The sequence below is a fragment of the Geodermatophilus sp. URMC 64 genome, assembly GCF_053502555.1.
Genome location: NZ_CP199955.1, coordinates 483,176 through 507,332, shown reverse-complemented (window position 1 = coordinate 507,332; position 24,157 = coordinate 483,176). Strand labels below are relative to the sequence as shown.

26 protein-coding genes and 1 tRNA gene are annotated in these 24,157 nt (G+C 74.7%); 21 read left to right on the top strand and 6 right to left on the bottom strand.

Annotated elements, in window-relative coordinates; translation table 11 throughout:
• The first annotated feature begins 78 nt into the window (after positions 1-78).
• The 5 genes from ACWIYF_RS02485 to ACWIYF_RS02465 all read left to right on the top strand — a co-directional run bounded on the left by ACWIYF_RS02485 (position 79) and on the right by ACWIYF_RS02465 (position 6,078).
• Positions 79-2,769, top strand: a complete 2,691-nt coding sequence (locus tag ACWIYF_RS02485; protein ID WP_448626539.1) for a S8 family serine peptidase — start codon at positions 79-81, stop codon at positions 2,767-2,769.
• Between the two features lie 129 nt (positions 2,770-2,898).
• Positions 2,899-2,969: transfer RNA gene (locus ACWIYF_RS02480), tRNA-Gly, on the top strand.
• A 36-nt stretch (positions 2,970-3,005) separates the two neighbouring features.
• Positions 3,006-3,686 (top strand): cation diffusion facilitator family transporter, encoded by a 681-nt coding sequence (locus tag ACWIYF_RS02475; RefSeq protein ID WP_448626538.1) that lies wholly within the window; start codon positions 3,006-3,008, stop codon positions 3,684-3,686.
• Between the two features lie 125 nt (positions 3,687-3,811).
• The gene (locus ACWIYF_RS02470; RefSeq protein WP_448626537.1) at positions 3,812-4,366 is read left to right on the top strand and encodes a universal stress protein; all 555 of its coding nucleotides are present in this window, start codon (positions 3,812-3,814) and stop codon (positions 4,364-4,366) included.
• 59 nt (positions 4,367-4,425) lie between these two features.
• Positions 4,426-6,078, top strand: a complete 1,653-nt coding sequence (locus ACWIYF_RS02465; protein WP_448626536.1) for a GAF domain-containing protein — start codon at positions 4,426-4,428, stop codon at positions 6,076-6,078.
• A 1-nt stretch (position 6,079) separates the two neighbouring features.
• Here the strand turns inward: ACWIYF_RS02465 and ACWIYF_RS02460 are convergent, their stop codons facing one another.
• The 3 genes from ACWIYF_RS02460 to ACWIYF_RS02450 form a co-directional block, all read right to left on the bottom strand.
• Positions 6,080-6,739 (bottom strand): response regulator, encoded by a 660-nt coding sequence (locus tag ACWIYF_RS02460; RefSeq protein WP_448626535.1) that lies wholly within the window; start codon positions 6,737-6,739, stop codon positions 6,080-6,082.
• A gap of 84 nt (positions 6,740-6,823) precedes the next feature.
• Entirely contained in the window at positions 6,824-7,852 is a 1,029-nt protein-coding gene (locus ACWIYF_RS02455; RefSeq protein WP_448626534.1) for a type III polyketide synthase, read from the bottom strand.
• Positions 7,853-7,895: 43 nt separating this feature from the next.
• Positions 7,896-8,609 carry a methyltransferase domain-containing protein gene (locus tag ACWIYF_RS02450; RefSeq protein ID WP_448626533.1) on the bottom strand — a complete coding sequence of 238 codons (714 nt, stop codon included), beginning with the start codon at positions 8,607-8,609 and terminating at the stop codon, positions 7,896-7,898.
• A 48-nt stretch (positions 8,610-8,657) separates the two neighbouring features.
• Here ACWIYF_RS02450 and ACWIYF_RS02445 point away from each other — a divergent pair, with 48 nt between their 5' ends.
• The 3 genes from ACWIYF_RS02445 (at position 8,658) to ACWIYF_RS02435 (ending at position 10,414) form a co-directional block, all read left to right on the top strand.
• Positions 8,658-9,215, top strand: coding sequence for a DUF6328 family protein (locus ACWIYF_RS02445; RefSeq protein WP_448626532.1), 558 nt, complete (start codon positions 8,658-8,660; stop codon positions 9,213-9,215).
• Positions 9,216-9,249: 34 nt separating this feature from the next.
• On the top strand, positions 9,250-10,176 hold the full coding sequence (locus tag ACWIYF_RS02440) for a ribokinase (protein ID WP_448626531.1): 927 nt from the start codon (positions 9,250-9,252) through the stop codon (positions 10,174-10,176).
• A gap of 70 nt (positions 10,177-10,246) precedes the next feature.
• Positions 10,247-10,414: a hypothetical protein gene (locus ACWIYF_RS02435; protein ID WP_448626530.1), complete on the top strand. Its 168-nt coding sequence runs from the start codon at positions 10,247-10,249 to the stop codon at positions 10,412-10,414.
• Positions 10,415-10,478: 64 nt separating this feature from the next.
• Here the strand turns inward: ACWIYF_RS02435 and ACWIYF_RS02430 are convergent, their stop codons facing one another.
• Together ACWIYF_RS02430 and ACWIYF_RS02425 are read right to left on the bottom strand one after the other, a co-directional pair.
• Complete coding sequence (locus tag ACWIYF_RS02430) at positions 10,479-11,636, bottom strand: acyl-CoA dehydrogenase family protein (protein WP_448626529.1); 1,158 nt, start codon at positions 11,634-11,636, stop codon at positions 10,479-10,481.
• Entirely contained in the window at positions 11,633-13,171 is a 1,539-nt protein-coding gene (locus tag ACWIYF_RS02425; RefSeq protein ID WP_448626528.1) for a class I adenylate-forming enzyme family protein, read from the bottom strand. The genes ACWIYF_RS02430 and ACWIYF_RS02425 overlap by 4 nt, the downstream gene beginning before the upstream one ends.
• Positions 13,172-13,276: 105 nt before the next feature.
• Here ACWIYF_RS02425 and ACWIYF_RS02420 point away from each other — a divergent pair, with 105 nt between their 5' ends.
• The 12 genes from ACWIYF_RS02420 to ACWIYF_RS02365 all read left to right on the top strand — a co-directional run bounded on the left by ACWIYF_RS02420 (position 13,277) and on the right by ACWIYF_RS02365 (position 21,663).
• Positions 13,277-14,293: a TIGR03617 family F420-dependent LLM class oxidoreductase gene (locus ACWIYF_RS02420; RefSeq protein WP_448626527.1), complete on the top strand. Its 1,017-nt coding sequence runs from the start codon at positions 13,277-13,279 to the stop codon at positions 14,291-14,293.
• 72 nt (positions 14,294-14,365) lie between these two features.
• Complete coding sequence (locus ACWIYF_RS02415) at positions 14,366-15,304, top strand: metal ABC transporter solute-binding protein, Zn/Mn family (protein ID WP_448626526.1); 939 nt, start codon at positions 14,366-14,368, stop codon at positions 15,302-15,304.
• Positions 15,301-16,080, top strand: a complete 780-nt coding sequence (locus ACWIYF_RS02410; protein WP_448626525.1) for a metal ABC transporter ATP-binding protein — start codon at positions 15,301-15,303, stop codon at positions 16,078-16,080. Before ACWIYF_RS02415 ends, ACWIYF_RS02410 begins: the two co-directional genes overlap by 4 nt.
• Complete coding sequence (locus tag ACWIYF_RS02405) at positions 16,077-16,973, top strand: metal ABC transporter permease (protein ID WP_448626524.1); 897 nt, start codon at positions 16,077-16,079, stop codon at positions 16,971-16,973. Before ACWIYF_RS02410 ends, ACWIYF_RS02405 begins: the two co-directional genes overlap by 4 nt.
• Positions 16,974-17,060: 87 nt before the next feature.
• Positions 17,061-17,195 carry a hypothetical protein gene (locus ACWIYF_RS02400; protein ID WP_448626523.1) on the top strand — a complete coding sequence of 45 codons (135 nt, stop codon included), beginning with the start codon at positions 17,061-17,063 and terminating at the stop codon, positions 17,193-17,195.
• 170 nt (positions 17,196-17,365) lie between these two features.
• Positions 17,366-18,007, top strand: a complete 642-nt coding sequence (locus ACWIYF_RS02395) for a TetR/AcrR family transcriptional regulator (RefSeq protein ID WP_448626522.1) — start codon at positions 17,366-17,368, stop codon at positions 18,005-18,007.
• Positions 18,008-18,032: 25 nt separating this feature from the next.
• Positions 18,033-18,458 (top strand): hypothetical protein, encoded by a 426-nt coding sequence (locus tag ACWIYF_RS02390; RefSeq protein WP_448626521.1) that lies wholly within the window; start codon positions 18,033-18,035, stop codon positions 18,456-18,458.
• A gap of 39 nt (positions 18,459-18,497) precedes the next feature.
• Complete coding sequence (locus tag ACWIYF_RS02385) at positions 18,498-18,674, top strand: hypothetical protein (protein WP_448626520.1); 177 nt, start codon at positions 18,498-18,500, stop codon at positions 18,672-18,674.
• Between the two features lie 63 nt (positions 18,675-18,737).
• On the top strand, positions 18,738-19,103 hold the full coding sequence (locus ACWIYF_RS02380; RefSeq protein ID WP_448626519.1) for a lipopolysaccharide assembly protein LapA domain-containing protein: 366 nt from the start codon (positions 18,738-18,740) through the stop codon (positions 19,101-19,103).
• Between the two features lie 217 nt (positions 19,104-19,320).
• Positions 19,321-21,165 carry an acyl-CoA dehydrogenase gene (locus tag ACWIYF_RS02375; RefSeq protein ID WP_448626518.1) on the top strand — a complete coding sequence of 615 codons (1,845 nt, stop codon included), beginning with the start codon at positions 19,321-19,323 and terminating at the stop codon, positions 21,163-21,165.
• A gap of 82 nt (positions 21,166-21,247) precedes the next feature.
• Positions 21,248-21,460: a hypothetical protein gene (locus ACWIYF_RS02370; protein ID WP_448626517.1), complete on the top strand. Its 213-nt coding sequence runs from the start codon at positions 21,248-21,250 to the stop codon at positions 21,458-21,460.
• Positions 21,461-21,471: 11 nt separating this feature from the next.
• On the top strand, positions 21,472-21,663 hold the full coding sequence (locus tag ACWIYF_RS02365) for a hypothetical protein (protein WP_448626516.1): 192 nt from the start codon (positions 21,472-21,474) through the stop codon (positions 21,661-21,663).
• 59 nt (positions 21,664-21,722) lie between these two features.
• Here the strand turns inward: ACWIYF_RS02365 and ACWIYF_RS02360 are convergent, their stop codons facing one another.
• Positions 21,723-23,090: an MFS transporter gene (locus ACWIYF_RS02360; RefSeq protein WP_448626515.1), complete on the bottom strand. Its 1,368-nt coding sequence runs from the start codon at positions 23,088-23,090 to the stop codon at positions 21,723-21,725.
• Positions 23,091-23,355: 265 nt separating this feature from the next.
• Here ACWIYF_RS02360 and ACWIYF_RS02355 point away from each other — a divergent pair, with 265 nt between their 5' ends.
• Positions 23,356-24,105, top strand: a complete 750-nt coding sequence (locus ACWIYF_RS02355) for a 3-hydroxybutyrate dehydrogenase (RefSeq protein ID WP_448626514.1) — start codon at positions 23,356-23,358, stop codon at positions 24,103-24,105.
• Positions 24,106-24,157: the final 52 nt, after the last annotated feature.

The following is a 24,157-nucleotide window of genomic DNA, read 5'->3' as shown; positions in this document are numbered from 1 at the left end:
CGACGCCTGCCTGCGCCCGGACGCAGGAGGGCCGGCCCCGGACCGACCGGGGACGGCGCGCGTCCGGAGGGGAGCTCGATGTTCGGCACGCGTGCGAAGGCCGCCGTCCTCGTGGCGGCCGCGGTGGCGGGGTACGCCGGTGCGGCGACGTTCTCGGCGCTGGCGCTGCCCTCGGTCGCCGTCGCGGACGACTACGGCCCCGGCGACGGTCTGACCCGCTACGCCGTCACCGCGTCGGCCGAGGCCGCCGCGGCGCTGGGCGGGCTGCCCGGCGTCGTCAGCACGCAGCGGCTGACGGACGGCCGCTCGCTCGTGGCCACGGAGGGCCTGACCCCGGCGGACCTGCAGGGCCTGCCGGGGGTCGTCGCCGTCGAGGTGTCGCCGTCCGTGCCGGTGATGGGCACGGTGAGCGACCCGTACTGGCCGAACTACGGCTGGAACCTCGACAACACCGGGTCGAACGCCTACCAGCAGACCGCCAAGGCCGACGCCGACACCGACGCGCCGGACGGCTGGCCGACCAGCACGGGCGACCCGGTGATCGTCGCCGTAGTGGACACCGGCTACGACTCCGACCACCCCGACCTGCGGGGCGCGCTGTGGACCAACCCGGCCGAGTCCTGCGGCGGCGCGGACACCGACGGCAACGGCAAGGCCGGCGACTGCCACGGCTGGAACTTCACCACGAACTCGCCCGACGTCGACAACGGCAGCCACGGGACGCACGGCACGAGCGTCGCGGGCGTCCTGGCCGCCCGGGCCGGCAACGGCGAGGGCTCGGCCGGCGTCGCGCCGGACGTGCAGATCATGCCGCTGGTCATCGGCGGCGGGGAGAGCGTCGACGTCCTGCTGGGCGCCGAGGCCATCCGGTACGCCGCCGACCACGGGGCCTCGGTGGTCAACGCGTCCTGGGGCGGCTCGTTCAGCGGCAGCGCGCTGGACGCGCTGAAGTCCGCCATCGCCTACGCGGCGTCCAAGGGCGTGCTGGTCGTGGCCGCGGCGGGCAACGACTCGCTCAACCGCGACACCTCGATCCTGTACCCGGCCAGCCTGACCGACCCCAATCTCATCACCGTCGGCGCCGCCACCGCCGCCGACACCGTGAGCAGCTTCTCGGCCTACGGCGCGAACTCGGTCGACCTCTTCGCCCCGGGCACGCTGGTCTTCTCCACCTGGAACGACGGCGGCTACCGCCTGATCGACGGCACCTCGATCGCCGCCCCGCAGGTGGCGGCCGCGCTGGCGCTCTACCACGCGGTGGACCCGTCGGCGACCGCGACCGACCTGCGCGCCCGGCTGCTGGCCGACGTCGACCCGGTGCCCGCGTTCGTCGGGAAGTCGGTGACCGGCGGCCGGCTGTCGCTGTCCCACCTCGGGGACAGCGCCGCGGAGCAGGTCCGCTACACGTTCACCTCGATGACCTCGGCCGCCGGTGTGGTGGCGCCGCACGTCACGGCGACCGGTCCGGACGCCGCCGGCAGCTACTCGGTCGAGCTCGGCCTCGGCATGGAGTACGCCGGCGAGGTCTTCGCGCTCGCCGACATCGGGGTCGCCCTCGGCGGGACCACCGCCCTGACCGACGACGAGGGGACGGCGCGCTTCGACCTGGGCGCCCGCCCGTCGCTGGGCACCCTCGAGCTCGCGCCGTCGATGGAGCTCGGGGACGGCCGCTACGTCCTCACCGCGCAGCTGTTCCTCGAAGGTGAGCCGCTGGGCCGCGCCTACGCCGCTCCGCTGCTGGTCGGCGCGGCCGCGGGCGGCGACGCCGGGACGCCGGGCGGTTCGGGTTCGGCCGGCTCGGGCTCCTCCGGCTCCGGCTCGGCCGGCTCGGGCTCCTCGGGTTCCGGCTCCTCCGGCTCGTCCGGGTCCGGCTCCTCCGGCTCGTCCGGGTCCGACCCGGGGAGCAGCTCGCCCGGCAGCGACGGCAGCGGCAGCACGCCGGACGCCGGTGACAGTCCCTCCGGCGACGGGGCCGGTTCGGTCCCGGAGGTGCCCAGCGGCGACGACGCGGACATGCCCGAGGTGACCACCCCCGGCGGTTCGTCCTCCGGCTCCGGCGGGTCGGGCGGGTCGTCCACGGACGGCACCGGCAGCGGCGCCTCCGGCTCCTCCGGGTCCGGCAGCGGCGGGTCTTCCGGCTCCTCCGGCTCGGGCGACGGCGGCTCCACGGCTCCCGGCGACGTTCCCGCGGAGGGCGGCACCATCGACTTCCCCGCCGTGGGCGACTTCCGGATCACCTCGCTGAGCCCCGCCCGGGTCGGCACGGCGGGCGGCACCCTGGTGACCGTCACCGGTGAGGCGCTGCCCGACCGGCCGCGGGTCCGCATCGGGTCGACGGCCGCGGCCACGGTGGTCCGCTGGTCGGCGACCGAGGTGGCGTTCCTCGTCCCGGCGCGGGTCGCCGGCACCTACGACGTCGCGGTGTTCGCCCCCGACGGGCGCAGCACGGTGCTCTCCGGTGCCCTCGAGTACGTCGAGGGCCTGGGCGCGGGCGGCTCCGGTGGCGCGGGCTCGGACGGCCCGGCGACGTCCGGCGGCACCCCCGGCGCCGGGACCGGCGGCTCGACCGATCCGGGCGCCGGCGGCTCGGGCGGCAGCGGGGACGGCGGTTCGGCCGGTGCCGGGGACGGCTCCGACGACGCGGCCGTCGCGCCGGTCGAGCGCCGCGGCCCCCACGGCGAGCGGCTGGTCCGCTCGACGCGGTTCGCGGGGCTGTCGGCCATCTGGTCGATGGACTGCTCGGTCTCCTGCACCGGCGTCGCGATCTGACGGGCGGTCGTCGCCGCACCGGGCGGCACAGAAGGGTCCGACGTCCCCTGTGCCGCCCGGTGCATTGCGGTCCGCGGCGCCGGGTGGGTGCCGCGGCCGGGGTGCCGCCAGGTAGGCTCGGCGGTACCCGCGGGTGTAGTTCAATGGCAGAACATCAGCTTCCCAAGCTGACAGTGGGGGTTCGATTCCCCTCACCCGCTCTTCTCTCGGACCGGTGCGCACGGTCGAATAGCCGTATGGCGACGCTCACCGCAGCGGACCGGCAGCGCCTCGGCCGCCGGGCGCAACTGCTGGCGGGTGCGTCGGTCGCCTACAACGTCGTCGAGGCCGCCGTCGCGGTGTCCGCCGGGATCGTCGCCGGATCGGTGGCGCTCGTCGGGTTCGGGCTGGACTCCCTGGTCGAGGTCTCCAGCGGCCTGATCGTCCTGTGGCAGTTCCGCCACCGCCTGCCCGAGAGCCGCGAGCGGCAGGCACTGCGCCTGATGGCGCTGTCGTTCTTCGCCCTCGCCGGCTACGTCACCCTCGAGTCGGCTCGGAACCTGTTCTCCGGCGGGGAGCCGGCCCCGTCCCCGGTCGGGATCGGCCTGGCCGTCGCCTCTCTGGTGGTCATGCCGGTCCTCTCCTGGGCGCAGCGCCGGACCGGCCGGGCCCTCGGCTCGGGAGCCGTCGTGGCCGACAGCACGCAGACCCTCCTGTGCACCTACCTGTCCGCCGTCCTGCTCGTCGGCCTGGTCCTCAACGCCACCGTGGGCTGGGACTGGGCAGACCCGATCGCCGCCCTCGTCATCGCCGCCGTGGCCGTCAGGGAGGGCCGCGCGGCGTGGCGGGGGGACGACTGCTGCGTCCCGCCGTCGGGCGCCGGCGGTGAGTCCAGGTGTGCTGACGAATGCCCCGAGGACCAGCAACCGTGCGTGTGACGTGAGCTACACCACGTCATGGCACGCCCGGGATAGGGGTCGGAACTGTTCCGCTGGCTGTGCGCGATGCGCCCGCAGGCCCTTGGTCCCTGTCAACGGTGCAGCCCGCCCGGAACGATCGACTCATGAGCGAGGACCGTCCGCTGTCGCACGATCGCGAACAGCCTCCGACCGCGCCCTCCGACCCTGCCACGCCCGCCGACGCACCGCGCGGCGACCGGATCCCCGCTCCCCCGTCCACCGGACGCGGCGTCGAGCCGCGCCGGCTCTCCCCGCTGCTCCCCCGCCGCCAGACCCCCCGACTGCTCGTCGAGGTGGACGGCTCGCCGGCCAGCCAGGGCGCCCTGGTCTGGGCCCTGCGCGAGGCGGCCCGCCGGGAGGGGACGGTGGTGGCGGTCAGCGTGCTCGACGACCCGGCCGACGCGTCGCTGGGCGCCCGCCCCACCCGCCGGGACCACGCCGCCCTCCTGGAGCGGGTCGAGGCACAGGTGCTGCGCGCCATCGCCGAGACCGGCGTACAGGGCCGGGCCCGCATCTCGGTGCTCGACCGCGCCGTCTTCGAGGCCCTGACGGCCGCGGCGCACGGCGCCGACCTGGTCGTCGTCAGCCCGGAGAGCAAGACGCTGCTGCACCGCGCCGTCCCACGGCACCCCGGCCGGCGACTGGCCAGGGGCGCCTGAACGGCGGCGACGCCCGCATCCCGCTTCCCGGGAACGCCAGGGTCTCCTACCGTCGGGCCGTGCCCCCGCCCGACGCCCAGGCCTCCGCCCCGGACGGCGAGCCGCCGGTGCTGCCCGCCGCCGTGCTGGCGTCCGCGGCGGCCGGTCACCTGGAGACGACGCTGCACGACGTGGTGCAGGCCGCCGTCGACCACGTCGACGCCATGTACGGCGCCCTCGGCGTGCTCACCGCGGACGGCCGCCGCCTCGACCGGCTGGTGGTCGTCGGCGCCGACCCGGCGGAGGTCGACCGGATCAGCAACCTGCCGACCGGTCAGCTGATCCGGCTGCTGGTGGACGAGCCGCAGATCCTGAGCTGGGCCGACTTCGACCGCGACCCGTCGTCCCTGGGCTTCCTGCCGGGCCACCCCGCCCGCAACCCCTTCCTGGTGGTCCCGGTCCACGTCGCCGGCGCCGTCTTCGGCAACCTCTACCTCACCCAGAAGCGCAGCGGGGAACCGTTCACCCCGGCCGACGTCGAGGTGGTGCAGGCGCTGGCAGCGGTGGCCGGGTTCGCCGTCGGCAACGCCCGGCTGGCCGAGCGCGCCGAGAAGGCCCGGACCTGGCTGCAGGCCGGCAGCGAGGTCGCCACCGCGCTGCTCTCGGGCGCGGACCCGGACGACGTCCTGCACGACGTCGTCGTCAAGGTCGCCGAGCTCACCGGAGCCGACCTGACCGGCGTGCTCGTCCCCACCCCGGACGACGACAGCTGCCTGACCATCGCCGCCGCCGTGGGCGAGAGCGCGGCCGACGCCGAGGGGGTGCGCATCCCGCTGACGGCCACCCACGTCGGGCAGGTGCACCGCTCCGGGGTGCCCGAGCTCATCGAGGACGTCAGCGCCGATCCGGTGGTGGGCCGGCACGCCGCCGTCGCCGTGGAGATCACCGACACCTTCGGCCCCGGCCTGATGGTGCCCTTCGGCCAGCGCCCCTCGATGGGCATGATCGTGGCGATGCGGACGCGGGGCCGCGAGCAGTTCGACGAGGAGCACCTGGCGCCGCTCTCCAGCTTCGCCGCCCAGACCGCCCTGGCTGTGGCGCTGGCCCGCAGCCAGCGCCGCGAGCGCCGGCTGCAGGTGCAGGCCGACCGGGACCGGATCGCCCGCGACCTGCACGACCACGTCGTCCAGCGGATCTTCGCCACGGTCCTGTCGCTGGACCGGCTCAGCCGCTCGCTCAAGGACGACGAGCCGAGCGTCGCCTCCCGGCTGGGCCGCAGCGTCGACGAGCTCGAGGCGACGATCGCCGAGATCCGGGCGGCGATCTTCGAGCTGCACGAGAACGACGTCGCGGCCGCGTCGGTCCGCGGCCAGCTCTCCGAGCTGGTCCGCACGATCACCGAGGGGAACCGGCTGCGCCGTGACCTGCGGCTGCGCGGCGCGCTGGACGAGCTGCCCCGCGAGCTGGTCCCCGACCTGGTGGCCGTGGTCCGGGAGCTGCTGACCAACGTCGTCCGGCACGCGCGCGCCACCCGCGTGGCCGTCGGTGTCGAGGTGGACGACGAGCTGCGGGTCGTCGTCACCGACGACGGCGTCGGCCTGCCCGAGGTGCATGCCCGCAGCGGCCTGGCCAACCTCGCCGACCGCGCGGAGCGGCGCGGCGGCCGGCTGGCCCTCTCCTCCGGCCCGGCGGGGACCGAGGCGCGGTGGACGGTCCCGCGCCCCGTCCGGTGACTCAGCCGGTCGACCGGTCGCGCAGCTCGGTCGCGAGGATCGCCGCCTGGGTGCGCCGCTCCAGGCCGAGCTTGGCGAGCAGGTGGCTGGTGTAGTTCTTGACCGTCTTCTCCGCCAGCCCCATGCGAGCGCCGATCTGGCGGTTGGTCAGCCCCTCGCCGATCAGCCTCAGGACGGTGCGCTCCTGGTCGGTCAGCTGTGCCAGCCGGCTGTCCCCGGTGGCCGGCCGGCGGGGCGGCGGCACGCGGGCGCCGACCGCCTCGGCGTCGAACAGGCTCCCGCCCTCGGCGATCGTCCGGACGGCGGACACCAGGGCCGGCCCGCGCACCTGCTTGAGCAGGTAGCCCGAGGCGCCGGCGCGCATGGCGGCGGCCACCGCGTCCTCGTCGGCGTAGCTGGTGAGCACGAGCGTGCGCAGCCCGGGCACGCGGGCGCGCAGCAGCCGGCAGACCTCAGCGCCGTTGCCGTCGGGCAGCCGCATGTCCACGACCACGACGTCGGGGCGGACGGCGGGCACGCGGGCCAGTGCCTCCGCGACCGACCCGGCCTCACCGGCGACGAGGATCCCGGGATCCTCCTCGAGCACCTCGGCCACCCCGCGCCGGACGATCTCGTGGTCGTCCACCAGGAAGACTCGGACCCGCGACGTGCCCCGTTGCACGCGTGCCTCCCTCCGGACGAGCCGGAACTGCAGGGTTCAAGCCTAGGGCTCCGGGGCGGACGGAGGCGGCATTTCGCCCGCGGCTCAGGCGGGCAGGAGCAGGGCCGCGTACAGGGTGAGACCTGGGCCGAAGGCCATGGCCACCACGGGGCCGTCCACGCCGGCGAGCTCCTCGAGCACCAGGAGCACGGTGGCCGACGAGCAGTTGCCGTGCTCGGCCAGCACCCGGCGGGAGGCCGCCAGCGCGGCCTCGGCCAGGCCCAGCTCGTCGCGGACGACGTCGAGGATCCGCGGCCCGCCCGGGTGCACCGCCCAGCCGGCGATGTCCTCGACCCGCAGGCCCGCGCCGGTGAGCAGCTCGTCGACGACGTCACCGACGTGCCGGCCGAGCACCTCGGGCACCCGCGGCGAGAGCCCCATGCGGAAGCCCAGGTCGGTGACGTCCCAGGTCATGTGGTCGGCCGTCGACGGGTCGGTGCGGGCGACGATCCCCGCCAGCCGCCGCCCGCGTCCCGCCCCAGGCTCGAGGACGACGGCGGCCGCGGCGTCGGAGAACAGCGCGTGCGCGACGACCTGCTCCAGGTCGGCCTGCGCCGGCTGGACGTGCAGGCTGGTCAGCTCGCAGCACAGCAGCACCGCGGGCCGGCCGCGGGCGGCGACGAAGTCACCGGCGGCCGCGAGCCCGGGCAGCGCCGCGTAGCAGCCCATGTGCCCGACCAGCAGCCGCTGCAGCCCCGCGGGCATGCCCAGGTCGCTGGCCAGCCGGATGTCCAGCCCCGGGGTGGCGTACCCGGTGCAGGTGGCGACGGCGAACAGGCCGACGTCCCCCGGTGCCAGGCCCGCCGCGTCGAGCGCCCCGGCGACCGCCTGCTTGCCCAGGGGCAGCGCCTCCTCGACGTAGCGGAGCATCCGCGCGCCGGTGCTCCAGCCGCTGAGGTCCTCGTCCATCGGATTGGCGACCGCGTGCCGGGTGCGCACCCCGGACGAGGCGAAGATCCGCCGGGCCGCGCGGACGCCGTCGTAGTGCCGGGCGAAGAAGCCATCCCACATGGCGTCCTGCTCGAGGGTCGCCGGCAGGGCCGAGCCCGCGCCGGTCAGCACCGCCGCGTTCACCGCTGCTCCCGCCGCATTCCCCGACGGTACGTGGGCTCCGGCGTCACCGCCTGCGGCCGTAACCTGCGAAGACGACCGCCGTCGACCGGATCGGCTTCATCCGGACCATGTCCCGCCGGCCGAGCTTCCAGGCGATAGCCTCCCGCATCGACGGTCGCAGCCCGACCAGCCGGAGGTCGAGCCCCTGCCGGTCGGCGGCCGCGAGCAGCCGCCGGCGGTCGACGAACAGCGCGGGGTCGTGCAGCCCCGGGGGCGGCCCACCGGGCACGTGCTCGAGGATCCGCACCATCACCAGCCGGGACAGCGCGGTGTCGGCCAGGGCGTCGAGGACCAGCGTGCCGCCGGGCCGCAGCAGCCGCGCGCACTCGGCGAGCACCGCGACGTCGTCCGCCACGTGCTCGAGCACCTCGCCCGCGACGACGACGTCCGCGCACCCGTCGGCCAGCGGCACGGCGAGAACCGACCCGCGGACCGGCAGGACGCCGTGCGCGCGGGCGATCTCGAGCCCGCGCTGCCCGATGTCCACCCCCACGTGCCGGTAGCCCAGCCGGGCGGCGTGCGGCGCCATCAGCCCACCGCCGCAGGCCAGGTCGACCAGCAGCGCCCCGGGCCGCGGCGCCGGCGGGATGTGCTCGGCCCGGGAGGCGGCCAGCCAGTGCAGGGCCGCGAAGCCGCCGTCCGGGCGCCACCACTCGTCGGCCAGCTCGTCGTACTGGGCGGGATCGTTCCGCACCAGGCGCGGTCCGTTCCGGGCCATGGCACCTCCGGGGTGTCGCCTCCGCCGCGGACCGGGTACCTGCGGAGGGTGCCATGGAAACGGTCGGGCAGGTCGCCGGGCCGGTACGACGTCGCGGCGGCCGAGCTCAGCGCCCGCTCGCGCGGCGAGACGCTGGACCAGGTCCTCGACCGCAACCTCGCCGAGCTGCTGCAGGAGCTGCGGGTCGCGATCACCGGCGTGCAGGTGCTCTTCGCCTTCCTGCTGGGGCTGGCCTTCACCCAGCGCTTCACCGACCTCGACGGCTTCCAGGTCGCCGTCTACACGCTCACCCTGCTGTCGACGGCGCTGGCGACGGTGCTGCTCATCGCGCCGGTCTCGTTCCACCGGATGGTGTTCCGCCGCCGGCAGAAGGCCGTGCTCGTGGCCGTCGCCGACCTGCTGCTCCTGCTGGGTCTCGGGCTGCTCGTGCTGGCGATCAGCAGCGGCGTGCTCCTGGTGCTCGACGTCGTCCTCGGCCGCTGGGCCGGCCTGGCCGGCGGCGGCCTGACCGCGGCGGTGGGCGTGCTGACGTGGTACGTGCTGCCGATCCGCTTCCGCCGCAACGGCGCCGGCGCGGTGCCCGGCAGCGGCGAGGAGGAAGGATGACCGGGCCCGTCCGCGCATCCTCCGGAGGTCCCGCGTGTCCGTCACCGTCGTCGGCAGCCTGAACGAGGACGTCCTCGTGCGTGTGCACCGGCTGCCCGGCCGCGGCGAGACGGTGATCGGCGAGGGGACGACGCTCGCGCCGGGCGGCAAGGGCGCCAACCAGGCCGCGGCCGCCGGCCGGCTGGCGCCGGACGTGCACATGATCGGCCGCGTGGGCGACGACCCGGCCGGGACCCGGCAGCTGGCCGCCCTCGCCGAGGCCCGGGTCGACGTCAGCCGGGTGCACCGCACACCCGGGGTGCCCACGGGCAGCGCCACGATCCCGGTCGAGCAGGGCACCGGCGAGAACCTCATCGTCGTCGTCCCCGGCGCCAACGCGGCGCTGACGCCGGAGGACGCCGTGGCCGAGCCGGTCCGCCGCGCCGACGTCGTCCTGCTGCAGCTGGAGGTCCCGCTGGCGACGGTGCAGGCCGCGGCCGGGGTGGCGACCGGCACCGTCGTCCTCACCCCGGCGCCGCCGCGCGAGCTGCCGCGGGAGCTGCTGGAGCGGGTGGACGTGCTCGTGCCCAACGAGCACGAGCTCGCCGCGCTGGCCGGGGCCGCCCCCGGCGAGCGGGCGCCGGCCGAGCTGGCGCGGCTGGCCCGGTCGGTGGCGTCGTCCGCCGTGGTGGTCACCCTCGGCGCTCGCGGAGCGCTCGTCGTCCCGGACGGCACCGGCCCGGCGCTGCTGCAGGCCCCGCCGCCGGTGACGCCCGTGGACACCACCGGGGCCGGTGACTGCTTCTGCGGCGCGCTGGCCGCCGCGCTCGCCACCGGGTCACGACTGCCCGAGGCGGTGCGCTACGCCGTCGCCGCGGCCGCCCTGTCGACCACCGCGGAGGGCGCCCGCGGCGCGCTGCCCGACGACGAAACCGTCCGCGCGGCGCTGGACCGCGTGCCGGCCGCCGTCGAGGTGCGCTGAGCGCCGTTTCGCGAGGTCGGGGGCGGGCACAGGGCTGCCGACGACGACGTCCGCGCGAGGAGGAGCCGCCATGACCGACCCGGACCGCACGCCGCACACGAGCGAGCCGGCCGAGGGCGACGAGGCCCCCGGCCGCACCGTCGACCAGCGGACACCGCACACCGAGGAGCCCGCGGAGGGCCGCGTCATGGGGGACTCGGAGCTCGGCGGCGGCGCGGACACCCCCGACAACGCCTGATCAGGCCGGCTCCACCCATGCGCGGCCCGCTTCTCCGACGGGTGCTTGATCGCGATAGAGCGCGTCAGTAGGAGCGGGGGAGCTGCAGGTCGTGCTGGGCCACGAAGCTGAGGATCATCTCCCGGCTGACCGGGGCGATCCGGCTGACGCGGGACATCGCCAGCAGCGCCGCCACGCCGTACTCCTGGGACAGGCCGTTGCCGCCGTGGGTCTGGATCGCCTGATCGACGGTGCGCGCCGCGGCCTCGGCGGCGGCGTACTTCGCGCTGTTGGCGGCGCTGCCGGCGTCCCGGCCGGTGTCGATCAGCCAGGCCGCCTTCTGCGTCATCAGCCGCGCCAGCTCGATCTCCACCTGGCAGGCGGCCAGCGGATGGGCCAGCCCCTGGTGCGCGCCGATCGGCGTTCCCCACACCTGCCGCTCGCGGGCGTAGGACGTCGCCTTCTGCAGCGCCAGCCGGGCGACGCCGAGCGAGTACGCCGCCGCCATGACCCGCTCGGGGTTCAGCCCGGCGAACAGCTGCGCGATGCCCTGGTCCGGGTGGCCGACCAGCGCATCGGCCGGCAACCGGACGTCGTCCAGGAAGAGCGAGAACTGCTTCTCCGGGCTGACGATCTCCATGGGGATCGGGTGCGCGGTCAGCCCGGGCGCACCGGTGGGGACGACGAACAGCGCCGGCCGCAGTGTCCCCGGCGGCCCGCCCGCGAGCCGGCCGACCACGAGCACCGCGTCGGCCTGGTCGACGCCGCTGATCCACACCTTGCGGCCCGAGAGCACCCAGCCGTCGCCGTCCTCGCGGGCCACGGTGGTGATCCGGTGCGAGTTCGAGCCGGCGTCGGGCTCGGTGATGGCGAAGGCCATGGTGCGCGAGCCGTCGGCCAGCCCGGGGAGCCAGCGCTCCTGCTGCGCCGGCGTGCCGTAGCGGGCGATGACCGTCCCGCAGATCGCCGGCGACACGACCATCATCAGCAGCGGGCAGCCGGCCGCGCCGAGCTCCTCGAGCACCAGCGAGAGCTCCACCAGCCCGCCGCCCCCGCCGCCGTACTCCTCGGGCAGGTTGACGCCGAGGAAGCCGGCCTTGCCCGCCTCGGCCCACAGCGCGTCGGTGCGCCCGCCCGACCGCGCCTGCTCGAGGAAGTACGCCTGGCCGTACCGGGCGCCCAGGTCGGCGACCGCCGCCCGCAGCGCGCGCAGCTCGTCGCCCTCGTCGAAGTCCAGGGTCACGCGGGCACGACCTCCTGCCGGAGCTGAGCTTTGGCGATCTTCCCGGCGGGGGTGGTCGGCAGCTCGGCGCGGATCTCGAACCGGCGGGGCACCTTGTAGTCGGCCAGCCGTTCCCGGCACCAGGCGGTGAGCTCCTCGGCCGTGGGCGGGGACGCCGGGTCGGCCGGCACGACGAAGTACAGCCCCACCTCGCCCAGGACGGCGTCCGGGACGCCGATGCCCGCGGCGAGCGCGACGCCCGGGTGAGCGGCCAGGACGTTCTCGACCTCGACCGGGTACACGTTGAACCCACCCTGCAGGAACATCTCCTTGCGCCGCCCCCGCAACACCAGGTGGCCGTCGGGTCGGCGGGTGACCATGTCGCCGGTGGCCAGCCAGCCGTCGCGGAACGCCTCGGCCGTCTCGGCGGGCATCTCCCAGTAGCCGGCCGCGACGCAGTCGCCGCGCACCTGCAGCTCGCCGTCCTGGCCGTCGGGGACCTCGGCGCCCGTGGCGGGGTCGACCACCCGCACCTCCACCCCCGTCAGCGGCGTGCCGAGCGTCTGGCAGACGGTGCCCAGGTCGTCGTCGGACGCGCTCATCACGCAGGCGCCCGACGTCTCGGAGAGCCCGTAGAGGTTCTGCACGAGCGCGCCCGGGAAGGCCTGCCCCATCGCGCGGGCCAGCGGCGGGTCGACATTCGAGCCGCCGGCCACGGCGATGCGCACGGTGGACAGGTCATGGCCGGTCTTCGCCAGCTCGGCCAGCATGAGCACGTACATGGTCGGGACGCCGGCCAGGATCGTGACGCCGTGCCGCGCCCCGGCGGCGAGGGCGGCGCTCGGGGAGAACGCCGGGATCAGCGCGACCCGCGCGCGCGAGACCAGCGAGTGCAGCACCGTGCAGGTGAGCCCGCCGACGTGGTTGAACGGCAGTGTGGCCACCAGCACGTCGTCGGGTCCGGTGGCCTGGCGTTCCTGCTGACCGCGTGCCGAGGCGAGCAGACTGCCGTGGGTCAGCACGGCGCCCTTGGGGCGCCCCGTGGTGCCGGACGTGTAGAGGACGACGGCCGGTGTGCCGGCGTCCACCGGTCCGTCCTGGGCCCCGCCGGACGAGGCCAGCAGGGCGGCGAAGCCCTCGGGGCCGTCCTCGCCGAACCAGACCACGGACTCCAGCGCGGGCAGCCGGGACCGCAGCGCCGCGTACATCGCGCGGTAGTCGAAACCTCCGAGATGGGCGGGCGTCACGACCACCCGGGCGCCGGAGTGGCCGAGCATGTACTCCAGCTCGGTCTCCCGGTAGCGCACGTTCAGCGTGACGACCGCGGCGCCGAGCCGGGTAACCCCGAAGAAGAGGGCCAGCCAGTCGACGGTGTTCAGCCCGGCGACGGCGACCCGGTCACCGGGAACGATGCCGCGGGCGGCCAGCCCCGCCGCGCACCGGTCTGCCCGCGCGTCGAGGTCGCCGAAGGTCACCGGGTCCCCGTCGCCGACCAGGAAGACACGGTCCGGGGTCTGCCGCGCGGCCGTGCGGAGTTCGGCGCCGAGATCGGTCACGACGGCAGCCCATCACGGCTGTGCTCCCGGCCACAACCGCCTGCGGAGCGGACGCACCGGTCCCGCGCTGGTCAGCGCAGCGCCGGTCGGGCAGGCTGGCAAGCCGTGCTCCTCGACGCCGCCCTGCTGTCCACCGGGATCGACGACGTGCCCGCCACCGCCCGCGAGCTGGAGGAACGCGGCTACGCCGGCGTCTGGGCCTCGGAGGTGGACCACGACCCGTTCCTCCTGCTGCACTCGGCGGGCGCGGCGACCAGCCGCGTGACCATCGGCACCGCGATCGCCGTCGCGTTCGCCCGCTCCCCGATGACCGTCGCGCAGACGGCGCACGACCTGCAGCGCTACACGCGCGGCCGGTTCGTCCTCGGCCTCGGCACGCAGATCAAGCCGCACATCGAACGGCGCTACTCCATGCCGTGGGGGCGGCCGGTGGCCCGGATGCGCGAGTACGTCGGCGCGCTGCGGGCCATCTGGAGCGCGTGGCAGGACGGCGTCCCGTTGCGCTTCGAGGGGGAGTTCTACCGGCACACCCTGATGACGCCGATGTTCTCGCCGCCGGCGCACGAGTGGGGCGCGCCGCCGGTGCACCTCGCCGCCGTGGGCCCGGCGATGACCCGGCTCGTGGGCGAGGTGGCCGACGGCCTGTTCGTGCACGGCTTCACCACCGCCCGCTACCTGCGTGAGCGCACGCTGCCGGCGCTGGAGAGCGGCCTGTCCGCCGCCGGCCGCACCCGCGCGGACGTGACGGTGAGCCTGCCGGGCCTGGTCGTCAGCGGCCGCACCGAGCAGGAGCTGGCCGAGGCGGCCAGGGCGGTGAAGGCCACCATCGCGTTCTACGGCAGCACCCCGGCCTACCGGCCGGTGCTCGAGCTGCACGGCTGGGACGCGCTCGGCGAGGAGCTGCACGCGCTGTCGGTCAGCCGGCGGGAGGACAAGTGGACGGCGATGCGCGACCTGGTCGGCGACGACGTCCTCGAGGCGTTCGCGGTGGTGGGCGCCCCGGAGGAGCTGGGCGCGCGGGTGCGGGAGCGCTTCGACGGCCTGGTCGACCGGTTCAGCGTGTACGCCTCCTACCCGTCGTCCCTGGACCTGTGGACGCCGCTGGTCGCCGACCTCGCCTGACCCTGCTCGCAGAACAGCGCCCGCTTGGGCCATACTGGAAGTGAGAATCATTCCCAGTAGCGAGGAGGAGCGGTGCTCCGCGCCCCATCGGCAGCCGCTGCCCTGGCGGTGCTCGCCGTCCTGGGCCTGACCGCCTGCGGCGGAGGAGAGGACTCCGCGGCGGACCGGCCGGTCACCGTCAGCGGCGACGCCGCGCGCTGCCCCGGCAAGGTGGTCGACGTCGTGGTCTCGGTCAGCCAGTGGAGCGACCTGGTGCACCGGCTCGGCGGGGACTGCGCGAGCGTCACGACCGTGCTCGCCTCCGCCGCGGCCGATCCGCACGACTTCGAGCCGCGGCCGGGGGACCTCGCGGCGTTCGACGGCGCCGACCTCGTCGTCCTCAACGGCGCCCACTACGACGGCTGGGCCGAGGACGCGATCGCCACCCTCGACGACGAGCCGGCCGTGGTCTCCGCCGCCGCGATCGCCGGCGCGGACGACGGCGACGACCCGCACCTGTGGTACCAGCCGGACCTGCTGCCGCGCATGGCCGAGGCCATCACCGCGGAGCTGACCGGGCTCGCGCCGGACGACGCCGACGTCTTCACCGCCGCGGCCGCCGCCTGGCAGGAGGACCTGCAGCCCTACCTCGACGAGGTCGCGGCCCTGCAGGCCACCGCCGCGGGCCGCACCTACGCCGCGACCGAGACGGTGTTCGACCGCACCGCCGGCGCCCTCGGGCTGCGCGACGTCACGCCGGAGGGCTACCGGCGCGCCGCCAGCAACGACAGCGACCCGGCACCGGGGGACATCGCCGCGTTCGAGCGGGCACTGTCGGACGGCGAGGTCGACGTGCTGGTCTTCAACACCCAGACCGAGGGCAGCGTCCCCGACCAGTTGCGCGCCGCGGCCGAGGACGCCGGCGTCCCTGTGGTGGAGGTGACGGAATCGCCCCCGGACGCGGGCGGTTCCTTCGTCTCGTGGCAACTCGCCCAGCTCCGGCAGCTCTCGACCGCCCTGGCCGGCCGGTGACCACGGCCCTGGCGCTCGAGGGCGTCCGCGTCGTCCGCGGTGGCCGCACCGTCTGGTCCGAGGGCGACCTCACCGTGCCGGCCGGCGCGGTCGTCGGTGTGATCGGCCCCAACGGCGCCGGCAAGACGACGCTGTTCCAGGTGCTCCTGGGCCTGCTGCCGGTCGCCGAGGGCCGGGTGGAGGTCCTCGGCGGGGCGCCGCGGCGGGGCAACCGCCGGATCGGCTACGTGCCGCAGAACTACACGGCCGCGATCGGCGAGGCGGTGCGCTGCCGCGACCTGGTCACGCTCGGGCTCACCGGCGGCCGGTTCGGGCTGCGCCGGACGACACCCGCCGAACGCGCCCGGGTCGACGCCGCGCTCGAGCGGGTGGGCGCCGCCGACTACGCCGACCGGCGGATGTCCGAGCTCTCCGGCGGCCAGCAGCAGCGGGTGGCGATCGCGCAGGCCATCGTCGACGACGCCGAGCTGCTCCTCCTGGACGAGCCGCTGGCCAACCTCGATCTGCGCAACCAGCACGAGATCGTCCGGCTGCTCGGCGACCTCCGCCGGGAGCGCGGGGTCACGATCATGGTGGTCGCGCACGACCTCAACCCGCTGCTGCCGGTGCTCACCGACGCCGTCTACCTGCTCGACGGCCATCCGCACCACGCCGCGATCGGCGACGTCGTCCGGGAGGACCTGCTGACCCACCTCTACGGGACGCCGGTGGGCGTCGTCCGGACACCGCAGGGCGATCTGTTCACCCGCGCGGCGTGGCGGGATCCCGTCCGGTGAGGGCGCTCCTCGACGGGATCGGCTTCCAGCCCGACTGGGTCGACGTCCTGCAGGCGACGTTCATGCGGCACGCCCTGATCGGTGGGTCGCTGGTCGCGCTGGCCGCCGGGCTGCTCGGCTACTTCGTGATCACCCGTCAGAACGCCTTCGCCGCGCACGCGCTGGCGCACATCGGGTTCCCCGGCGCCACGGGCGCAATCCTCGTCGGGGCCCCGGTCACGCTGGGGCTCGCGGTGTTCTGCGTCGGCGGCGGGCTGCTGATCGGGCTGTTCGGACGGCGGGTCGCCGAGCGCGAGATCGCCACCGGCACGATCCTCGCGCTGGCCACGGGCCTCGGCGTCCTGTTCGCCTCGCTGGCCGGCGCGAACGCCGGCACCACCACGTCGGTGCTGTTCGGGAACCTGCTGGCGATCTCCTCCGACCAGCTGGTCGTCTTCGGGCTGTTCACCGCCGCGGTGGTCGTCGTCCTCGCGCTCATCGCCCGGCCGCTGCTGTTCGCCTCCGTCGACCCCGCGGTCGCCGAGGCCCGCGGCGTGCCGGTGCGCGCGCTGGGGCTGGCGTTCGTCGTCCTGCTGGCGCTGACCATCACCATGGCCGTCCAGGTGGTCGGGACGCTGCTGCTGTTCGCCCTCGTCGTCACGCCCGCCGCCACGGCGCTGCGGCTGACCGCCCGCCCGCCGGCCGTCGCCGCGATCGCGGTCGGGATCGCGCTGGTCTCGGTGTGGCTCGGACTGGTGCTCGCGGCGATGGTCAACCTGCCGCCGAGCTTCTTCGTCGTCTCGGTCGCCGTGGCGGTCTGGCTGGTCGTGCTGGGGCTGACCGGCCGGCGCCGGGAGGTACGCCAGACCGCCGACGCAGACAGCCACCACCGGGCGGCGGCACCGGTCGCCTGACATCGTGATCGATCTCTCACCGGGTGCGACGCGGATCACCGGATCGGGGGTGTTTTCGCCGGCCGGCGCCAGGAGAGGCTGGGCGGCATGGAGGACATGCAGCGCGAACCGCGAGTAGCCGAGGGCTCGGCCCCGGAGCAGAACGACGAGTCCCGGACCCCGGAGACGTCCGTCGCGACCGCCCGGCTGCTGGCCAACCCCCGGCGCATCCGCCGGGACTGATCACCGAGGGCCGGGGATCAAGTCGAAACGGCGATCGTCACGCAGCGTCGCCACATCGGCCCCACTGATCCCCGGCGTCTCGGACAACTCGATCACCTCTGGTTACTCAGAGCAACAATCCTCGGCGTGCCGCGAACTGCTCCGTCACGGTCTGGTGCACGATCCGGAGCGTGACCGCCGCCCTCTCCCTCGCCGCCACTGACGACTCCTCGGCCCCGGTCCGCCGCAGCCGCGCCGAGCGGCAGGCGATCGTCCTCGACACCGCCGAGCGCCTCTTCGCGAGCCGCAGCTCGCGCAGCGTCGGCATGGACGAGCTGGTCCGCGAGACGGGTCTGGGCAAGATGACCGTCTACCGGCTCTTCAAGAGCAAGGACGACCTGGTCGGCGCCTACCTCGCGCGCAAGGCCGCCACCGTGCTGGCCTTCATCGACGCCGAGCTGGCCCGCTGCGAGGGCGACCCGCGCGCCGCCCTGCTCGCCGTCGTCGACCACGTCGAGCGCGAGGTGACCCGCACCGGCTTCCGCGGCTGCCCGTTCACCAACGTCAGCAGCGAGTACGACGACGCGCAGCACCCGGCCCGCGTCGCCGCCGCCGACTACAAGTTCGAGCTGCACGCGCGGCTGGAGCGGCTGGCCGATCAGCTGCTGCCGGGCAGCGGCGAGGACCTCGCCGCCCAGATCCACCTGATCATGGACGGCATGTACCTCTCCGGCGGCCTGCTGGGCCCCGACGGGCCGGCCGCCCACGGCCGTCAGCTCGCCGAGCGCCTGATCGACAACGCGGCGCAGCTCCGGGGTACCGCGCGCGCCTGACGCCGTCCGCCCGCAGGATGGGCCGGTGACCAGCGATCGCACCCGGCCCGACCTCGACGATCCGACGGTGGAGGCGCTCGGCAAGCTGTCCGAGGCGCTCGAGGTCGTCGAGCACGCCCGCGGCCTGCTGTACGGCTTCCACCGGCTGACCGGCACCGCCGACCTCACCCTCCAGGAGGCGGTGGAGCTCTTCCGCAAGGCCGGGCACGACCAGCTCGCCGACGACCTGGAGCGGGACCTGGTGGGCCGCAACGTCATCGCCGACCGCTGGACGTTCCAGATCGTCGAGGACTACGACGGCGGCTACTGGTCGGCCTTCCGCGCCTTCGACGAGCGTGCCCGCGGCGAGCTGTCCGGCGGGGACCGGCACGTCCTCGAGGCGCGGATGAAGCAGCGCGAGCGCACACCGGGGCACCCCCGGCACGAGGCCGGTCCGGCGCTGGCCGACTGACGGGAGTTTCCCGGCCGCCCGGCGGGGCAGCACCCCTCCGTGACGAGCCCGAAGGACAAGGACGACGCCGAGCTCGACTCCGAGGCCGGCCCGCTCGGCAGCGCCGTCGCGCCGCCCGGTGATCCCGCATCCCAGGGCGGCGACCCGGACCGGGCCGGCGACGTGGCCGGGCCGTCCTACCCGCCCGCCGAGACCGAGCCCGACGCGCACCGGTGACGAATCGGTCTCGGTAGCGCCGCAGGCCGTGCCGTCTGGCGTGCACAGCCGCAGACTCGGGACGTGACCGCTTCGCAGCCTCCCGCCGGTGCACCGCGCCCCGCCGGCAGCAGCGGCCCCCTGCCCGGCGGCCTCGGTGGTGCGCCCGGCAGCCCCGCGCCCGCCGGCACGCAGCCGGCTCCCCCGGCCCCCAGGCGGCGCACCGGCCGCGCCATCGGACGCTCGCTCGCCGCGGCGCTGCTGGTGTTCGTCACCGTCCTCCTGGTGCTCTTCGTCGTCTTCAACACCCAGACCGTCGACGTGAGCCTGGTGTTCGGCAACGTCGACGCGCCGCTGGTGCTGGCGCTGGTGATCGCGGCCGCGCTGGGCGGCCTGGTCGTAGGGCTCGCCGGCGTCGCGCTCCGCGCCCGCCGGGGCAAGAAGTCCTGACGCCCCGGTCTGGGATCAGCTGACCTGATCCCCGCGGGTCCAGGCTCACCGTGCAGCGTGAGCCAGGACGCGCTGCGCTGAGCCAGGACGCCGGACCGCCTCACCCGTCAAGAGCATGGTCACGGCCCTGTCGCTTGCCGTTGCTACTGGCGAGTAATAAGTTGTTACCGGCGAGTACGCAAGCGCCGCCACACGCCCCGAGCACAGGAGCCACGGCATGGGCCACTACACCGCGAACCTGCGGGACCTCGAGTTCAACCTGTTCGAGTTCCTCGACACCAAGGACCGGTTCGGCACCGGTCCGTTCGAGCAGATGGACGCCGAGACGGCGCGCGGTGTGCTCACCGAGATCCGCCGGCTCGCCGAGGGCCCGATCGCCGAGTCGTTCGCCGACGCCGACCGCAACCCGCCGGTGTTCGACCCGGCCACCCACTCGGTCACGCTGCCCGAGTCGTTCAAGAAGTCGGTCCGCGCCCTCGAGGACGGCGAGTGGTACCGCCTCGACCTGCCCGAGGAGCTCGGCGGCTTCGGTGCCCCGCACACGCTCACCTGGGCCGCCTTCGAGATGGTGCTCGGCGCGAACCCGGCCGTCTTCATGTACGGCGCGTGGGCCGCCTTCGCCGGCGTCCTGCACGAGCTCGGCACGCCCGACCAGAAGCGGCTCGCCGAGCTGATGATCGAGCACAAGTGGGGCGCCACCATGGTGCTGACCGAGCCCGACGCCGGTTCCGACGTCGGCGCCGGCCGCACCAAGGCCGTGCCGCAGGACGACGGCTCCTGGCACATCACCGGCGTGAAGCGGTTCATCACCTCCGCCGAGCACGACCTCTCCGACAACATCGTCCACCTGGTGCTGGCCCGGCCCGAGGGCGCCAAGCCCGGCACCAAGGGGCTGTCGCTGTTCGTCGTCCCCAAGTTCCACGTGGACCTGGCGACCGGTGCGCTCGGCGAGCGCAACGGCGTCCACGTCACCAACGTCGAGAAGAAGATGGGCCTGAAGGTCTCGACCACCTGCGAGCTCACCTTCGGCGACGGGCCGGTGCCGGCGAAGGGCTGGCTGGTCGGCGAGGTGCACGACGGCATCGCGCAGATGTTCAAGGTCATCGAGCACGCCCGGATGTTCGTGGGCGCCAAGGCGATCGCCACGCTGTCGGCCGGCTACCAGCAGGCGCTGGCGTTCGCCAAGGAGCGCGTGCAGGGCGCCGACCTCACCGCCACCAGCAAGGACGCCCCGCGGGTGACCATCACCCACCACCCCGACGTGCGCCGCTCGCTGATGCTGCAGAAGTCCTACGCCGAGGGCATGCGGGCGCTGTACCTGTACGCCGCGACCTTCCGCGACCAGGTGATCCAGGCCCAGGCCGAGGGCACCGGCGACTCGGAGGAGGCGAAGCTCGCCGAGCGCGTGAACGACCTGCTGCTGCCGGTCGTGAAGGGCTTCGGCTCCGAGCGCGCGACCCAGCTGCTCACCGCGGAGTCGCTGCAGACCCTGGGTGGCTCGGGCTACCTGCAGGACTACCCGATCGAGCAGTACATCCGCGACTCCAAGATCGACACCCTCTACGAGGGGACGACGGCGATCCAGGGGCAGGACTTCTTCTTCCGCAAGATCGTCAAGGACGGCGGCGTCGCGCTGACCTGGCTCGCCACGCAGATCCAGGCGACGATCGACGCCGAGGTCGGCAACGGCCGGCTCAAGGAGGAGCGGGCGCTGCTGGCCACCGCGCTCTCCGACGTCCAGGGCATGCTCACCGCGATGTTCGGCCACCTGACGGCCGCGCAGGAGGACATGACCAGCCTGTACAAGGTCGCGCAGAACACCTCGCGGCTGCTGCTGGCCGCCGGTGACCTGATCACCGCGTGGCTGCTGGTCCGCCAGTCCGAGGTCGCCCTGGCCGCGCTGGCCGGCGAGGTCGCGGAGAGGGACCGGTTCTTCTACGAGGGCAAGCTGGCCGCGACCCGCTTCTTCTGCACCCAGGTGCTGCCGAAGCTCTCCGCTGAGCGGGCGATCGTCGAGAACACGGACAACGCGCTCATGGAGGTCCCGGAGGCAGCCTTCTGAGTCCCCGACGCCCCACCGGCCGCCGTCCTCCGGACGGCGGCCGTCGTCGTTTCCGGGGCGGCGAGATGGGCATGGTCCCGCCATGACCGACCCCGCCGGCAGCGACCGCATCCAGCAGGACGTGCCCACCGCCTCGGGCACCGGCGACAACAGCGACACCGGCTCCTCCTTCGAGGACGTGCCGCTCACCCGCGAGGAGGCCGTCGAGCGCGACGCCGCCACCCCCGACGAGCAGCCGGCGCGGGCCGACAGCGACCTGTCGACCGCTCAGCGCGCCCAGCACGACAAGACCTGAGGAGACCGCCCGTGACCGAGTCCCAGCCCACCGGCTACCGCGAGTCCGCCGATACGACCGACGCCGACTCGACCGAGAACCTGGTCGACGGCACCCCGGGCAACGACGTCAGCGACAGCGGCGAGCGCGACACCACCCTGACCACGGACGACGACGCCCAGCGCGACGACTCGGTGACCCGCCCCGGCAACATGCCCGGCTGAGCCCGACGACGAGGGGCTCCCCGCCGGGCCGGCGGGGAGCCCCTTCGTCGTGCCGCGGCTCAGACGGTCGCGGCGGCCCGGCCGTCGTCCTCGGGCACGACAGCGTCGTCACCGGCGAGGTCCCGGGTGCGCGTCTCCCCGTAGGCCCAGACCGCGACGAGCGTGACCGCCGCGCAGATGATCATGTACAGCGCGACCGCACCCGGGTTGGGGTCGTCGAAGCTGCCCAGCACGGCCAGCGCGATCAGCGGGGCGGGGGCGCCGGCCACCAGCGAGGCCAGCTGAGCGCCGATGGAGACCCCGGTGTAGCGGGTCTTGGTGCCGAACAGCTCCGCGAAGAAGGCCGCCTGCGGCCCGTACATCGCGCCGTGGAACAGCAGCCCGACGGTGATCGCCAGGACGGCCAGCCCGAAGTTGTCCTGGTCGAGCAGCCCGAAGAGGGCGTAGGCCCAGACGCCGATGCCCGCGGCGCCGAACAGGTAGACCGGCCGGCGGCCGATGCGGTCCGACAGCGCGCCCCACAGCGGGATGGTCACCAGGTGGACGGCCGAGGCGATGAGGACGGCGTTGAGCGCGAACGACGCCTCCAGGCCCCGGACGTCGCGGATGTAGACCAGGGTGAACGCGGTCAGCACGTAGAAGGAGACGTTCTCCGAGATCCGGGCGCCCATCGCGGTGAGGACCTCGCGCTTGTAGCGGGCGAGGACGGTGAGGATCGGTGCCTTCTCGGCCACGCCGGTCGCGGCCGCCTTCTCCGCCGCGGCGCGCTGCGCCTCGAGGAACACCGGCGACTCGCTCACCGCGAGCCGGACGAACAGGCCGACGACGATGAGCACCGCCGACAGCAGGAACGGGATCCGCCAGCCCCAGGCGGCGAACGCCTCGTCGGACTGGAACGCGGCGAGCAGCGCCAGCACGCCGGTGGCCAGCAGGTTGCCCGCGGGCGCGCCCGCCTGCGGCCAGGAGGCCCAGAAGCCGCGGTTCTCGGGCCGGCCGTGCTCGGAGACGATCAGCACCGCACCGCCCCACTCGCCGCCCAGCGCGAAGCCCTGGACGAGGCGCAGCACGATCAACAGGATCGGGGCCAGCACGCCGACGGTGGCGTAGGTCGGCAGCAGGCCGATGAGGAACGTGGCGCCGCCCATCATGAGCAGCGAGATGACCAGCAGCTTCTTGCGGCCGAGCCGGTCGCCGAAGTGGCCGAACACGAGCGCGCCCACCGGCCGCGCGAAGAAGCCGACGGCGTAGGTGGCGAACGCGGCGAGAGTCCCGACGAACGCGTCCTGCTCGGGGAAGAACAGCTTGTTGAAGATGAGCGCGGCGGCCGAACCGTAGAGGAAGAAGTCGTACCACTCGACCGTGGTGCCGATGATGCTCGCGCCGACGACGCGGCCGAAGCGCGTCCCGGTGGAGGCGGGTGCGGACATGGGTGGAGGTCTCCTCGTCGAGGGCCGGAGTGCGGTCGGGGATCGACGCTAGGCAGCCGTGACGACGGTCACCATGTGCTCGCACCCCTCGAACTGGTCGCCTCGGGTGTGGCCGGCCGCCACATGCGGCGGCTGCGGCAGCGAGGTCCCGCGAGCATCCGGATCGTGTCGACCCGCCCCATGTGCCGAACGCCTATACGGGTTCGCCGGCCCATGTGGGGAGTCGACATCTGCGCGGCGGCGGCTCCGGTCGTACCGTGCACCCATGGCGGACGAACTGGCGGGACGACGGGCGCTGGTGACGGGTGGCGCGTCAGGCATCGGGCGGGCCTGCGCGCAGCGGCTGGCGGCCGCCGGGGCCTCCGTGGTGGTCCTGGACCGGGACGCGGAGGCGGCGAAGGCCGTGGCGGCGGAGGTGGGCGGCAGCGCCGTCGTGGCCGACCTGTCCGACCTCGACGGCATCGCCGCCCTCGACCTCGACGTCGACGTGCTGGTCAACAACGCCGGGCTGCAGCACGTCGCGCCGGTGCACGAGTTCCCGGTCGACCGGTTCTCCTACATCCTCCGGCTCATGCTGGAGGCGCCCTTCCGGCTGATCCGCGGCGCCCTGCCGCACATGTACGAGCAGGGCTGGGGCCGCGTGGTCAACATCAGCTCGATCCACGGACTGCGCGCCTCGGCCTACAAGTCCGCCTACGTGACCGCCAAGCACGGGCTCGAGGGCCTGTCCAAGGTGGTCGCGCTCGAGGGCGCCGAGCACGGCGTCACGTCCAACTGCGTCAACCCCGCCTACGTCCGCACCCCGCTGGTGGAGAACCAGATCGCCGACCAGGCGCGGGCGCACGGGCTCTCGGAGTCCGAGGTGGTGGCGCAGGTCATGCTCGCTCCCGCCGCGGTCAAGCGGCTGCTCGAGCCGGCGGAGGTGGCGGAGGCGGTCGCCTACCTCTGCTCGCCGGCGGCGGCCTCGGTCACCGGCACCTCGCTCGTGCTCGACGGCGGGTGGAGCGCCCACTGATGAAGGACCCCCTGCCCCCCACCGCTCGCACGCTCGCGGCGGGGCCCTGCAG